6 protein-coding genes are annotated in these 14698 nt (G+C 63.4%); 5 read left to right on the forward strand and 1 reads right to left on the reverse strand.

The features are described from left to right. Positions 1-114: 114 nt before the first annotated feature. Together ACM6IM_RS13455 and ACM6IM_RS13460 are read left to right on the forward strand one after the other, a co-directional pair. Positions 115-702 carry a YecA family protein gene (locus tag ACM6IM_RS13455; RefSeq protein WP_192302196.1) on the forward strand — a complete coding sequence of 196 codons (588 nt, stop codon included), beginning with the start codon at positions 115-117 and terminating at the stop codon, positions 700-702. A 40-nt stretch (positions 703-742) separates the two neighbouring features. After that, positions 743-1108: a YbaN family protein gene (locus tag ACM6IM_RS13460; protein ID WP_201189874.1), complete on the forward strand. Its 366-nt coding sequence runs from the start codon at positions 743-745 to the stop codon at positions 1106-1108. A gap of 192 nt (positions 1109-1300) precedes the next feature. Here ACM6IM_RS13460 and ACM6IM_RS13465 read toward each other — a convergent pair whose 3' ends face one another. After that, positions 1301-9175: a retention module-containing protein gene (locus ACM6IM_RS13465; RefSeq protein ID WP_414865370.1), complete on the reverse strand. Its 7875-nt coding sequence runs from the start codon at positions 9173-9175 to the stop codon at positions 1301-1303. Positions 9176-9766: 591 nt separating this feature from the next. Here ACM6IM_RS13465 and ACM6IM_RS13470 point away from each other — a divergent pair. From ACM6IM_RS13470 to ACM6IM_RS13480, 3 genes are read left to right on the forward strand one after another with little or no spacing between them, the layout of a single operon-like run. Further along, positions 9767-11125, forward strand: a complete 1359-nt coding sequence (locus tag ACM6IM_RS13470) for a TolC family outer membrane protein (protein ID WP_192302201.1) — start codon at positions 9767-9769, stop codon at positions 11123-11125. Positions 11126-11143: 18 nt separating this feature from the next. Further along, positions 11144-13303, forward strand: a complete 2160-nt coding sequence (locus ACM6IM_RS13475; RefSeq protein ID WP_414865371.1) for a type I secretion system permease/ATPase — start codon at positions 11144-11146, stop codon at positions 13301-13303. A 9-nt stretch (positions 13304-13312) separates the two neighbouring features. Next, positions 13313-14668 carry an HlyD family type I secretion periplasmic adaptor subunit gene (locus tag ACM6IM_RS13480; protein WP_201195983.1) on the forward strand — a complete coding sequence of 452 codons (1356 nt, stop codon included), beginning with the start codon at positions 13313-13315 and terminating at the stop codon, positions 14666-14668. The last annotated feature ends 30 nt before the right edge of the window (positions 14669-14698 follow it).

Here is a 14698-nt window from a genome sequence, read left to right on the forward strand (position 1 = left end):
GCTCGCTCCCACGGGGATTGCGGTGTTGCGGGGCAAATATGCCGCGCGGCTGGCCTGTGTGCTCAAGAAGGCCTAGAATTCCCGCATCTGTTTAATTCCCAAGGTAGTCCTTTAATGTCCTTCGCTGAGCAACTAACCCGCCTGCAAGTCTTCCTCGACGCCGATGAACTGCATGACGAGGCGCTGGACTACGTGGCCGCACATGGCTACCTCACGGCCCTGTCGATCTGTTCCGAACAGGTTCCCGACCGTGAATGGATCGACGCCCTGTTCGCCGAAGAGCCGCATTACGCCGACGACACCGAGCGTGAAGCGATCGAATCCACCCTGCTGGCCCTCAAGGCGCACATTGCCCGTCAACTGGCGTCCGACGAAGAATTCGAACTGCCCTGCGAACTGGACCTGGGCGATGACCCGGACGACTCCGACCTGCGCGGCTGGTGCATCGGCTTCATGGAAGGCGTGTTCCTGCGCGAGGCGGCCTGGTTCGAAACCGCCGAAGAGGAAGTCAGCGAAATGCTGCTGCCGATCATGGTCGGTTCCGGCCTGTTCGACGAGCAGCCCGAGTTTTCCGACATCGCCGCCGATGCCAACCTGATGGACGACATGATCGTGCAGATCCCCGAAGCCCTGACCGCGCTGTACCTGCTGTGCAACGCGCCAGACGAGAAACCGGCGATCCTCAAGCCCCGTCACCACTAAGGTTCTGCCTGTGGACAACCCCATAGGCAACCGGCCCCTGATGTTGCGTTACGTGCTGCTGGCCGTCGGCTGGCTCAGCGTAGCGCTGGGGGTGATCGGGATCTTCCTGCCGGTGTTGCCCACCACGCCGTTCCTGCTGCTGGCGGCCGCCTGCTTCGCCCGCAGCTCGCCACGCTTTTACAACTGGCTGGTGGAGCATCCACGGCTGGGTCCGTGGATTCGCGACTACCTCGACGGTAACGGCATTCCACTCAAGGGCAAGGTCTACGCCATCGGCCTGATGTGGGTCAGCATCCTGTTTTCCTGCTACCTGGTGCCAATGCCCTGGGCCCGGGGTTTCATGCTGACCAGTGCGGTCCTGGTGACGGTGTACATCCTGCGGCAGAAGACCCTGCACAAGCCCTGAGTCCCCTCGAACCACCAGAATCAGCGGTACTCATCACTCAGCCACCTTGATTCAACGTCAGCCCTGAACCGGTGCCTACTGTCATAAATCACAGGGTTTGCTACCACCGGTCAGACACCCGGAAAGATCACAGGCACAAAAAAACCCGCCCTCCCCTCGACAGGGATGGCGGGTTTTCCAGTGGGCGTCAGGTCACACGGTATCGACCTTCAACGAATGGTCATTGAGCATGCCGTTGATGATGGTGGCGGTGTCCGCCCCGGCGATCAGCCCACCCGCCCCCGGTGTCACCCCGTAGTGACTGGCCAGGTCGACCCCGGCGAGGTCGATGGTCTGGTTCGGCGCGGCGCCGGCCATGGCGCTGACGTCGATGGTGGTGACCAGTGAATCGCCGCTGCCGGTGACCTTGAAGTGCAGGTAGTCATCCAGCGACGCCGCCGTGCCGTTCTCGCCCTGCAGCAGTTGTGACAGGTCGAGCTTGTCGGTGCCCGGGGTGAAGTCGGTGACCACGTCGTGGCCGCTGTTGCCCTGGAGCCACTGGAAGGTGTCCGAACCCGTGCCTCCGGTCAGGGTGTTGTTGCCCAGCCCGCCGATCAGCAAATCATCGCCAGCGCCACCGTTGAGCACGTCGTTGCCGAGGCCGCCGACGAGGGTGTTGTTGTGGCTGTCGCCAATGAGCGTGTCGTTGTAGTCGGAACCGATCAGGTTCTCGATGCCGGTCAGGGTGTCGGTGCCCGCCCCCAGGGTGTTCTGCGGCCCCAGCAGGCTCAGGTCGACCTTGACCCCGGCCGTGGCGTGGGCATAGCTCGCGGTGTCGATGCCCGTGCCGCCGTCCAGCAGGTCGTTGCCCGCCCCGCTGTAGAGCAAGTCGTTGCCGGCCTCGCCGTGGAGTTCGTTGTTGCCGTCACCGGCGGTCAGCACATCGTTGCCGTCACCGGCGTGGATCACGTTGGCGCCGGTGCCCGCCAGGAGTACGTCATCGCCCGTGGTGCCCGTCAGGGTGTGGCCGGCCTGATAGGTGATGCTCACGTCGGCATTGCCGCTGCCACCATGGCCGTCGTTGGCGGTGTAGGTGCCGTGGTAGTCCGGCGTGATGTCGTGGGCGCCGGAATAATCGACCGTCAGGGTCAGCTGGTAGTTTTCCGCTCCCTTGCCGCTGTCGTTCTTGCCACCCTCGTCAAGGTTGGTGATATGGATCTGGTAGGTGCCATCCACGTTGGCGGTGATGGTCTGGCCATCGCCGATCGAGATGAACGGGCCACCATTGACCGAATACTCCAGAGAGACGTGGCCGGCCGCCAGGTTGTGATCCAGGTTGAGGGTTTCACCCTGTTTGAGGGTGACGTTGATGCGATCCTCGTCATTGCTGTTTTTGGTGGTGACCGCACCCAGTGCGCCGCTGACCACCAGCATCGCCGTCATGGCCGTTGTGTTGGCGACGAAGGCACTGCGGGCGATGGTCACGCTCTGGGCATTGCTGGCGGTGAAGCCGAAGTTCGGGTTGCTGCCGGTGAAGTCCGCGCCCTTGGCCACCCACCCGGTGTTGAAGGTGATCGGGGAGGCGGTCAGCGGATTGCCGTTGGGGTCGGTGTCGTTGGCCAGCAACGCATCGGCCGGCAGCGTGATGTTGCCCGACAGCACGTTGGTGATGACATGGTCGGCGACCGCCACCGGTGGCGCGTTCGGCACGACCTTGACCACCAGGGTCGAACTGGCCAGGTCGCCGTCGTTGTCACTGAGGGTGTAGCCGATGTTCTCGGTGATCGTCGTGGTCGTGGCTTTCTGCGAGGTGTAGGTGTACTCGCCCGTGTCGAGGTTCACCACCAGGGTGCCCTTGCCGTTGGTGGCAATGCTCAGGGTGTTGTCGGTGGTGTTGAAGGTGCCGTGGTTGGCGCCGCCGCTGAAACCCACGGCTCCCTTGTTGTTGTCGCCCTTGGGGTCGAAGGTGTAGGTGGTGCCATCGACGGTGATGGTTTTGACGAACCCGCCGTCGGCACCAAACGAACCGCCGTCGCCCACCAGCGAACCGGTGATCGGCGCACCGACCACCGTGCCCGACAACACCGAGTTGAGCTGGTTGAGGTCCGTCACCACCGTGGCGTTGGTGTTGGTGCCGTGACCGGTTCCGGCGCTGCTGTCATACGCCAGCGGATCCAGGTTGGCATTGCTGACCCCGTTGCCCAGGCCGATCGCGTAGTTCTTGATGTGGTTCTCTTCCAGGAACGACTTCCAGTTCGCCTCGTCGGTCTTGCCGATGTCGCCTTCGTTGGGTTTGCCGTCGGAGAAGAAGTAGCCGACGTTCTGCGCGCCGACGATTTTGCCGCTGGTGTCGAACGCATCTTTCGCCACGGCCACGGCGGCGTCGTAGTTGGTATTACCGTCGGCCTTCAGGCCGGCGATGATCGACTTGGCCGAGGCCACGTCGGTCCAGACTTCGGTTTTATCCGACGCACCGCTGCTGAAGGTGACGATCTGCACTTTCACGTCGCCCAGGTCGTCGTACTTGTCGAGCAAGGCGCTGATCGCTTGCTTGGCCAGCTCCAGCCGCGACAGGCCGGTCACGCCGGAGGGGTCCTTCATGCTGCCGGACACGTCGATCACCAGCAGCAGGTTGGTGTCGACCTCCGCCGCCGCCACAGAACGCTCGACAGGAACAGCCTTGGGCACGTCGTCGACGATGTTGACCTTGATCGTGCTGAAGCTGGTGTTGCCCAGGTTATCGGTGGCCTTGTAGGTGAAGCTTTCGCTCAGCGTGTTCGCGCCGTTGTTGGCCGACGGCGTGGTGCTGGCCGGCGAGGTCAGGGTGTAGGTGTAGGTGCCGTTCGGGTTGAGCTGGATCTGGCCATAGGTGCCGTGATCGCTTCCGATCAGGGTGTAGGTGATCGAACCCGAGTTGCCGGTGACCGACCCCACCAGCGTTCCCGAGCCGGTTTCGCCGGTGTGATGGGGATCGCTGCCGGTGACCGTGCCAGGGGCGAGGTCCTTGCCGTCCTGGCTCAGGTCGAGGGCTTTCTCGTACACGGTCACGTCGTTATCAGCGGACGCGGTGAGGCAACTGTTGTTGACGTCGACCGTAATCGTGGTGGTGCTGACGTCGCCGTCGGCATCGCGGATGGAGTAGGTGAACGTGTCGCTGGCACCCGGGCCGTTCACGGCGTTCGGGTTGCTGTGGTACTCGGCATTGCCCTGGGCGTCGAGGATCAGGTAACCGTAGGTGCCGTTGATCTGGGTGTTGAGGCCGCCGTTGACCGGGGTCGAGGTGTCGGAGCCCGCGCGCACGCCGACCACGCCGCCGCCCGCCGCAAGTCCGTCGGCTCCCGCCACGTCATTGGCCAGCACGTTGCCCTGGATGATGCCACCCTCGCCCACCGACGCGTTGTCGGCATGGGCTTTGGGCACGTCGTCGACGATGTTGACGACGATGGTGCTGGTCACCTTGTTGCCGATCCAGTCGGTGGCCTGATAGGTGAAGGTTTCTGTAACGGTGTTGGTCCCGTTGTCCGCTTGCGGCGTGGTGCCGGCCGGCGAGGTCAGGGTGTAGGTGTAGGTGCCGTCCGGGTTGAGCAGGATCTGGCCATAATTGCCATGGTCGCTGCCCACCAGGGTGTAGGTGAGGGTGCCGGAGCCGCCCGTGACCGAACCCACCAGGGTGCCGGAAGCCGTTTCGCCGGTGTGGGTTGGATCGCTGCCGATGACGGTGCCAGGCGCGAGGTCCTTGCCGTCCTGGTTCAGGTCCAGGGCTTTTTCGTAGACGGTGAGTTCGTTATCGACCGCGGCCGTGAGGCAGCTGTTGATCACGTCGACCGTGACCGTGGTGGTGCTGACGTCGCCGTCGGCATCGCGGATGGAGTAGGTGAAGGTGTCGCTGGCACCCGGGCCATTCACGGCGTTCGGGTTGCTGTGGTACTCGGCATTGCCCTGGGCGTCGAGGATCAGGTAGCCATAGGTGCCGTTGATCTGGGTGTTGAGGCCGCCGTTGACCGGGGTCGAGGTGTCGGAGCCTGCGCGCACGCCGACCACGCCACCACCCGCCGCAAGTCCGTCGGCACCCGCCACGTCATTGGCCAGCACGTTGCCCTGGATGATGCCACCCTCGCCCACCGACGCGTTGTCGGCATGGGCTTTGGGCACGTCGTCGACGATGTTGACGACGATAGTGCTGGTCACCTTGTTGCCGATCCAGTCGGTGGCCTGATAGGTGAAGGTTTCTGTAACGGTGTTGGTCCCGTTGTCCGCTTGCGGCGTGGTGCCGGCCGGCGAGGTCAGGGTGTAGGTGTAGGTTCCGTCCGGGTTGAGCAGGATCTGGCCATAATTGCCATGGTCGCTGCCCACCAGGGTGTAGGTGAGGGTGCCGGAGCCGCCCGTGACCGAACCCACCAGGGTGCCGGAAGCCGTTTCGCCGGTGTGGGTTGGATCGCTGCCGATGACGGTGCCAGGCGCGAGGTCCTTGCCGTCCTGGTTCAGGTCCAGGGCTTTTTCGTAGACGGTGAGTTCGTTATCGACCGCGGCCGTGAGGCAGCTGTTGATCACGTCGACCGTGACCGTGGTGGTGCTGACGTCGCCGTCGGCATCGCGGATGGAGTAGGTGAAGGTGTCGCTGGCACCGGGGCCGCTGACCGCGTTCGGGTTGCTGTGGTACTCGGCATTGCCCTGGGCGTCGAGGATCAGGTAACCGTAGGTGCCGTTGATCTGGGTGTTGAGGCCACCCGTGACCGGGGTCGACGTATCGGAACCGAAACGCACGCCGACCACGCCGCCGCCCGCCGCGAGGCCATCGGCGCCGGCGATGTCGTTCGCCAGCACATTGCCTTCGATGATGCCGCCCTCGCCCACCGACGCGTTGTCGGCGTGGGCAGTCGGCAGGTCATCGACGATGTTGACGTCGATCTGTCCGGTGGCGGTGCTGCCATCGGCGTCAGTGGCGACCACGGTGAAGTGTTCGGAAACGCTGTTCGTGCCGTCGGCATTCGGATGGGTGTCGGCGTTGTTCAGGGTGTAGCTGTAGGTGACCACGCCGGTCGCCGGGTTGTAGCCGGTGATGGTGAAGTTCGCCCCGCTGTCGGTGAGGATCGTTTGCGGGAAGCCTGCCGTCACACCGCCGCTGATGACCGGAATGCCGCCGACGGTGAGGGTCTGCAAGCCATCAGGCGCGGTCACGGTGAAGGTGCCGGTCTGGGTCAGCGCCGGGGCATCCGGATCGGTGCCGTAGATGAGGTTTTTCTCGTAGACGGTGAGCTCGCCGCCACTGGCATCAAGGCCACCCAGGGTAACGCCGCTGTTATGGACGTTCAGCACCAGGTTGGCGGTGCTGGTGTCACCATCAGCGTCGGTCAGGGTGTAGGTGAACGTCTCGGTGCCGGCGCCGCCTTCGTGCAGCGCCTGGAAACCTGCGCCGCTGGTGTTCAGCGTGTAGGTGTAGGTGCCGTTGGCGTTCAGCACCAGGGTGCCGTAGGTACCGGTGAAGGTCCCGGCGGTGATCGGTCCGCTGTCCGGGCCCGTCGGCACACGGTCGGCGCCCTGCACATCGTTGGTCAGCACGTTGCCTTCCAGAGCCTGATGGGTCGAGGTGGCCGTGCCGGCGTTGCTGTCGTCCACGGCTTGGGGCACGTCGTCGACGATGTTGACCACGATGGTGCTGGTGACTTTGTTGCCGATCCAGTCCGTGGCCTGGTAGGTGAAGGTTTCGGTCAGCGTATTGGCCCCGTTGTCCGCATGCGGCGTGGTGCTGGCCGGCGACGTCAGGGTGTAGGTGTAGGTGCCGTCCGCATTGAGCTGAATCTGGCCGTAATTGCCCTGATTGCTGCCCACCAGAGTGTAAGTGATGGTCCCGGAGCCGCCGGTGACCGAACCCACCAGCGTGCCGGAAGCCGTTTCACCGGTATGGGTCGGATCGCTGCCGGTCACCGTGCCGGGGGCCAGATCCTTGCCATCCTGGTTCAGGTCCAGGGCTTTTTCGTAGACCGTCACCTCGTTATCGACCGCCGCAGTGAGGCAACTGTTGATCACGTCGACCGTGACGGTGGTGGTGCTCAGGTCGCCATCGGCATCGCGGATGGTGTAGGTGAAGGTGTCGCTGGCACCCGGGCCGTTCACGGCGTTCGGGTAGCTGTGGTATTCGGCGTTGCCCTGGGCATCGAGGATCAGGTAGCCGTAGGTGCCATTGATCTGGGTGTTGAGGCCGCCGCTGACCGGGGTCGAGGTATCGGAACCTGCGCGCACGCCGACCACGCCGCCGCTCGCCGCGAGGCCATCGGCACCCGCCACGTCATTGGCCAGCACGTTGCCTTCGATGATGCCGCCTTCGCCCACCGACGCCTTGTCGGGATTGGCGGTCGGCAGGTCGTCGACGATGTTGACGTCGATCTGCCCGGTGGCGGTGCTGCCATCGGTGTCGGTCGCAACCACGGTGAAATGCTCGGAGACGCTGTTGGTGCCGTCGGCATTCGGATGGGTGTCTGCGTTGTTCAGGGTGTAGCTGTAGGTGACCACGCCGGTCGCCGGGTTGTAGCCGGTGATGGTGAAGTTCGCCCCGCTGTCGGTGAGGATCGTTTGCGGGAAGCCCGCCGTCACGCCGCCGCTGATCACCGGGATGCCACCGACAGTCAGGGTCTGCAAGCCATCGGGCGCCGTCACGGTGAAGGTACCGGTCTGGGTCAACGCCGGGGCATCCGGGTCGGTGCCGTAGGTAAGGTTTTTCTCGTAGACGGTGAGCTCGCCGCCGGTCACGTCGAGGCCGCCGAGGCTCACGCCATTGTTGTGGATGTTCAGCACCAGGTTGGCGGTGCTGGTGTCACCATCAGCGTCGGTCAGGGTGTAGGTGAAAGTCTCGGTGCCGCTGCCGCCTTCATGCAGCGCCTGGAACCCGGCAGTGCCGGTGTTCAGCGTGTAGGTGTAGGTGCCGTTGGCGTTCAGCACCAGGGTGCCGTAGGTGCCGGTGAAGGTCCCGGCGGTGATCGGTCCGCTGTCCGGACCGGTCGGCACGCGGTCGGCGCCTTGCACGTCATTGGTCAGCACGTTGCCGTCGAGGGTCAGATGGGTCGAGGTGGCGGTGCCGGCGTTGCTGTCGTCCACGGCTTTGGGCACGTCGTCGGTGATGTTGACGTCCAGCGAACCCGTGGCGGTATCACCATCGCTGTCCGTGGCGACCACGGTGAAGTGTTCACTGAGGTTGTTCTGTCCGTCACCCGTCGCATGCGCTTCGTTGCCGTTGAGGGTGTAGCTGTAGCTCACCACGCCGGTGGCCGGGTTGTAACCGGTCACGGTCAGGGTGTTGCCCAATGGGGTGGTGACCGTTTGTGGGAAACCGGCGACCACGCCATTGCTGACCACGTTGATCCCGCCGACGCTCAGGTTGCTGACGCCGTCGGGCGCCGTCACCGAGAACGTACCGCTCTGGGTCAGCGCTGCCGGGTTGTCGAGGGAACCGCTGCTCAGGTTCGCTTCGTTGAGCGTCAGTTCGCCGCCTTCCACCGACAGGCCGTCGAGGGTGACGGGATTGTCCGGGGTGTCGGGCACGATCGGCGTGATGGGCGCATCCGGCCCGCCGTTGTCGGGGTCACCGGCCAGGCGCTCCAGGGGAAACTCGGGAATGCCGTTGAAGCCGGCCGTGGGAAAACCGATCGTCGGATCGACCCGTCCCGCCACTTCCTCGAGCATCACGAAGCTGTGGCCACCTCCCAGTGCACCACCACCCGGATTGCCAGGTGTGCCGGGACCGGCTGCCGTTGCTTCGGCGGTTTGCGTCGGGTCATCGCCGGCGGCGATGGCTTTTTGCAGCTGTTCGACGTCTGTCAGTTGGGCCTGGGTCGGCGTCGTCGCTTCGGCCGTTTCCACGTGAGGCACACGATCGGCCAGCAGCTGCGCATTCATGTTCAGGCTGCTGCCGCGCCCGAGGGTCAGTTCCTGGCCATTTTGCAAATGCACTGCCACCGCACCGTCGGCTCCGGTCACCAGTTGATCGCCGGCAAACAGGCGGTCCCCCTCGATCAGAGCGCGGCGAGTGCCGTCGCCGGATTCGGCGAACACCTGACCAATGACCTTACTGACGATACCGATGAGCGTAGCCATGTGCATTTCCTCCGCTGCCAACGTCTGTTGGCATCCTGTTGTTGGCGAAGAAATGCGATGGCACAAACGGGTGAACGGCGGATCGTCGACCGGGCAGCGGCTTTACCCATCAAGCCGCTGCCCTGGCGACGTTCTCGCCAAGCGATTCGCTCGCGGCCAGGTGTTCCGTTTCAACATAAAACCCAATGCAATCAATCACATCAAGTTGCTGTTGCGAACTCACCCTCCTGCGAGCGATGCGTAACGGTTTTGAAGCAGTGAGTGACAAAAAACCGTCACTCAAAAACCGTTCCGCGTCCCTCCCCTCCAACACTTCTTCGCCCCATGTCGATAAGTCGATGGAACTTTCCGTAACCCCTCGATAAGCTCCCTAAGGCTCATGAAACAAGGGGTTCACGGATTGAACAATGTGCTGGATTTTTCGGAGTGCATAAGTTTTTTTTGGAATAACTATTATGAGAAAAACTTCTAAGTTTCTTTCAAGAATGTTCTTAGCTCTGATGTTACAAGTATGAAACGGTTTTACACATAAATGTCGTCAAATATTTGGCGACTGATAAAGCACTATTAGGATTTCAGGGAGATGTACCCATGCGCCGACTGACCCCCCTTTGCAGCTCGATTCTATTGGCCATGGCCTGCATCTCCCAGGCTCAGGCCATGACCATGACCGAGGCGATCCAGAGCACCATCGCCACTCACCCGGAACTGGCGTCGCGGGTGGACAGCCGTCTGTCGGCGGATGAAGACGTGAAAGTCGCCAAGGGCGGGTTTTACCCTTCCGTTGACCTGAACGCCTCGTACGGGCGCGGGTACAGCGACAACACCAACACCCGGGCCTTCGGTAATCACCACACCGAAATCCTCAATTACACCCAGTCGGAGCTGCGTTTGCGGCAGATGCTGTTCGACGGTTTCAACACCTCCAATGAAGTCGAGCGCACCAAGGGCGTGGTCAACTCCCGGGCCTATTACGCCCAGGGCACCGCCCAGGACCTGGCCCTGCGCACCATCGAGGTCTACCTCGAAGTGCTCAAGCGGCGCGAACTGGTAACCCTGGCCAAGAACAACCTGCAGGCGCACCTGCGGGTCAACGACCAGATCGGCCTGCGCACCCAGCGCGGCATCGGCAGCAATGCCGACGCCGATCAATCCGTGGCCCGTCGCGCACTGGCCGAGAACAACCTCGACACTGCCGAGGTCGACCTGGCCGACGCCGAGGCGAACTTCTTCGCCGTGGTCGGGCGCCTGCCCGACGAACTGGAAACCGCGCCGTCGATTCGCGGCGAAATGCCCGCCTCGATCCAGGACGCCCAGCAGAGCATGGTCGATAACAACCCGTACCTGAAATCGGCCCAGGCCGACGTGCAATCGGCCGAGAGCCAGTATGAAGTGGCCAAATCGCCGTTCTACCCGCGCTTCGACGCGGAAGCGGCGGTGGGTGCGAACAACAACATCGCGGGTGAGGAAGGCCACGACAACGAGTGGCGCGTCGGCATCGTGATGAACTACAACCTGTTCCGTGGCGGCAGCGACAAGGCGCGGCTGGCCTCCGATGCACACAAGATCAATCAGGCACTGGACATCCGCAACAACGCCCTGCGCCAGCTCAACGAAAACATCCGCCTGGCCTGGAACGCCATGCTCAACGCCCGCAAACAAACGCCGACCGCCCGCGAATACGCCGAAACCACCACCCGTGTGCGCGCGGCCTACCAGGATCAGTTCGGCCTCGGCCAACGCACCCTGCTCGACGTGCTCGACAGTGAAAACGAACTCTACAACGCCAACCGCCGCTATACCGAGGTACGCTACACCGAGGAGTTCTCGATGTACCGTGTCCTGGCGAACATGGGCGAGTTGTTGAGCAAGCAGCGCGTGGTGCTGCCCGCCGATGCGGTCGCCAGGACCGAAGTGAAAAGTGAAGCTCGCCTGCCTGAGTTGAGATAACGCAATGGAGCGATCCCTGTGACCAGCATGGAACCGGGCAACACCGGTGTCGATCCACGGCTGAGCTTCGACGACCCGCTTCTGGACGGGCTGCTGATTCTCTGCAAACTCCATGGCGCGACGGTCAGTCGCGCCAGCCTCAGTGCCGGGCTGCCAATGGCACACCAACGCATGAGCCCGGACCTGCTGCCCCGCGCGGCGGCCCGGGCCAGTTTGCAGGCACGCCTGCTGCGCCGTGACCTGCAAGACATTTCCCCGCTCAACCTGCCCGTCATGCTGATCCTCAACAACGGCCGCACGGCGGTCCTGCGTCGCTTCGGCGAAGACGGCCGCCTGCTGATCCTGCCAAGCGAGGCAGACGGCGGCGAGCAATGGGTCAGCCGCGAGGAACTCACTGAAAACTACAGCGGCCAGGCCTTGTTCGCCCGGCCACGGCATGAGCTCGAAGACCTGCGCTCGCCCCTGGTGCCCCGGGTCGAAGCGTGGTTTCGCGACACGTTGAAGCTGTCGAAATGGCTGTACAGCGACGCCATCCTCGCCAGTTTCCTGATCAACCTGCTGGGCTTGATGGTACCGCTGTTCGTGATGCAGACCTACGACCGGGTGGTGCCGAACCAGGCCACTTCAACCTTGTGGGTGCTGTCCATCGGCTTGCTGATCGGCACCGGCTTCGAACTGGCGTTGCGGGTCGTGCGCGCGCACCTGCTGGACACCGCCGGCAAGAAAACCGACGTGATCCTGTCGGCAACGCTGTTCGAGCGCATCACCGGCATGTCGATGAAAGCACGCCCGGCGACCATCGGCGGATTTGCCCAGAGCATCCATGACTTCCAGGGACTGCGTGAATTCCTCACCGCCGTCACCCTGACCAGCCTGATCGACCTGCCGTTCGTCGTACTGATGCTGGTGGTGATCGGCCTGCTCGGTGGCTGGCTGGTGGTGATTCCGTTGCTCGCCTTCCCGATCACCATCGTGTTTGCCATGGTGATCCAGGCGCGCCTGCGTGACACCGTGCAAAAAAGCCTGACCCTCGGCGCCGAGCGCCAGGCGCTGTTGATCGAAACCCTCGGCGGCCTGGAAACCCTCAAGGCCTGCAGCGCCGAAAGCGAACGCCAGCACAAATGGGAAAGCACCCACGGCGCCCTCACCCGCCTCGACAGCCATGCGCGCAACCTCTCGGCGCTGGCCACCAACGGTACGTTGTTCATCCAGCAGTTCTCCGGCATGGCGACCATCGTCGCTGGCGTGTACAGCATCATCGCTGGCAACCTGAGCGTGGGGGCGCTGGTGGCGTCGTACATGCTCGGCAGCCGGGTACTGGCCCCGCTGGGACAGATCGCCGGCCTGATCACCCGCTATCAGCAAGCGCAACTGACCATGAAGAGCACCGACGCGCTGATGAGCCTGCCGCAGGAACGCGACGCCCGCCAGCGCCCGCTGGAACGCACGCAATTGCAAGGCGCACTGGACGTCAGCGGTGTGACCTTCCACTACAACGGCCAGAATGCGCCGGCACTGAACAACATCAGTTTCAGCCTCAAGCCCGGTGAACGGGTGGGCATCATCGGTCGCAGCGGTTCGGGCAAAAGTACCCTGGGGCGGTTGTTGATGGGGTTCTTCGAACCCGGTGAAGGGCAGTTGCTGCTCGATGGCCTGGACCTGCGACAACTCGACGTCGCCGACCTGCGCCAACAGATCGGTTACGTGGCCCATGACCTGCCGCTGCTCGCCGGCAGCCTGCGCGACAACCTGACCCTCGGCGCACGCTACATCAGCGACGCGCGGATGCTGGAAGTGGCCGAGTTGACGGGCGTCACCGACCTGGCCCGCCAACATCCACACGGCTTCGACCGCCCAGTCGGCGAGCGTGGCCAGTTGCTCTCCGGCGGTCAACGCCAGGCCGTGCTGCTGGCTCGGGCTCTGTTGCTCGACCCGCCGATCATGTTGCTCGACGAACCCACCAGCGCCATGGACAACAGCAGCGAGGACATCCTGCGGCAGAAACTTCACGGCCTGGTCCAGGGCAAGACCCTGCTGCTGGTCACGCACCGCACCTCGATGCTCAGTCTGGTGGATCGGCTGGTGGTGCTGGACAACGGGAGGATCGTCGCCGACGGTCCGAAAGAAGCGGTCATCGATGCACTGCGCAAGGGCCGTGTCGGCTCTGCGGCCGTCTAGGAGGCCGCCATGGCATCTTCACAAAGTTCACGCGGTTACTTCGACAGCTTCAGCAAAAGCGCCGAGAGCGAATACATGCCGGAAACCGCCGGCGCTTCGTTGCAGGATTCGCCGCGCTGGTCGCGGATCACCGTCTGGCTCGCCGCGGCGTTGATCATCAGCGCCGTGGTCTGGGCCAAATTCGCGGTGCTGGACGAAGTCACCATGGGCGAAGGCAAGGCGATTCCCTCGAGCAAGGTTCAGGTGATCCAGAACCTGGAGGGCGGCATCGTCACTGAGATCTTCGTTCGCGAAGGGCAAATGGTGAACAAGGGCGACACCCTGCTGCGCCTGGATGACACGCGCTTTCTGTCGAACAAGGGTGAAAGCGAGGCCGACCGCTATGCCTTGACCGCACAGGTCGAGCGCCTGTCGGCGGAGGCCGAGGGTCGGCCGTTCAAGCTGACCCAGGAAGTGATCGACAAGGCGCCGCAGGTGGCCGAGGACGAACGCGCGCTGTACGAGCAGCGCCAGCGTCGCCTGGCCAGTGAACAGCGCACGCTGAGCGAACAACTGCGGCAGAAAACCCAGGAACTGGCGGAGTTTCGCTCCAAGCAGAGTCAATTCAGCTCCAGCCTGGCCCTGCTGCAACAGGAAATGAACATGTCCGCGCCCCTGGTGGGCACCGGCGCGGTGTCGCCGGTGGAAATCCTGCGGCTCAAGCGTAGCGCGGTGGAGATTCGCGGCTCGCTGAATGCCACGACGCTGGCGATTCCCCGTGCCGAAGCGGCCATCGCCGAGATCAAGAGCAAGATCGACGAATCCGAACAGACCTTCCGCTCGGAGGCAGCCAAGGACCTCAACGAAAAACGCACCGACCTGTCGAAAATCACAGCATCGAGCATTGCCATCGATGACCGGGTGAGCCGCACCACCGTGGTGTCGCCGGTGCACGGGATCATCAAGGTGCTGAAGGTCAACACCATCGGCGGCGTGGTCCAGCCGGGCAGCGACATGGTGGAAATCGTCCCCATCGAGGACAACCTGCTGATCGAAGCCAAGGTACGCCCCCAGGACGTGGCCTTCCTGCACCCGGGGCAGAAAGCCATGGTCAAGTTCACGGCCTATGACTACACGATTTACGGCGGCCTGAGCGCCAGACTGGAATTGATCGGCGCCGACACGATCACCGATGACAAGGGCAACAGTTTCTACCTGATCCAGGTGCGCACCGACAAGAATCACCTGGGCGGGGACGTGAAGCCGCTGCTGATCATTCCAGGCATGGTGGCGACGGTGGATATCATCACCGGGGAGAAAAGCGTACTGGATTACCTGTTGAAACCAGTGCTGAAGGCACGGACCGAGGCGATGCGGGAGCGGTAATCTCGGCTGTTCATGCGAGCCTCATCGTGA

Source organism: Pseudomonas sp. IT-P12 (genome assembly GCF_949767465.1).
Taxonomy (GTDB): domain Bacteria; phylum Pseudomonadota; class Gammaproteobacteria; order Pseudomonadales; family Pseudomonadaceae; genus Aquipseudomonas.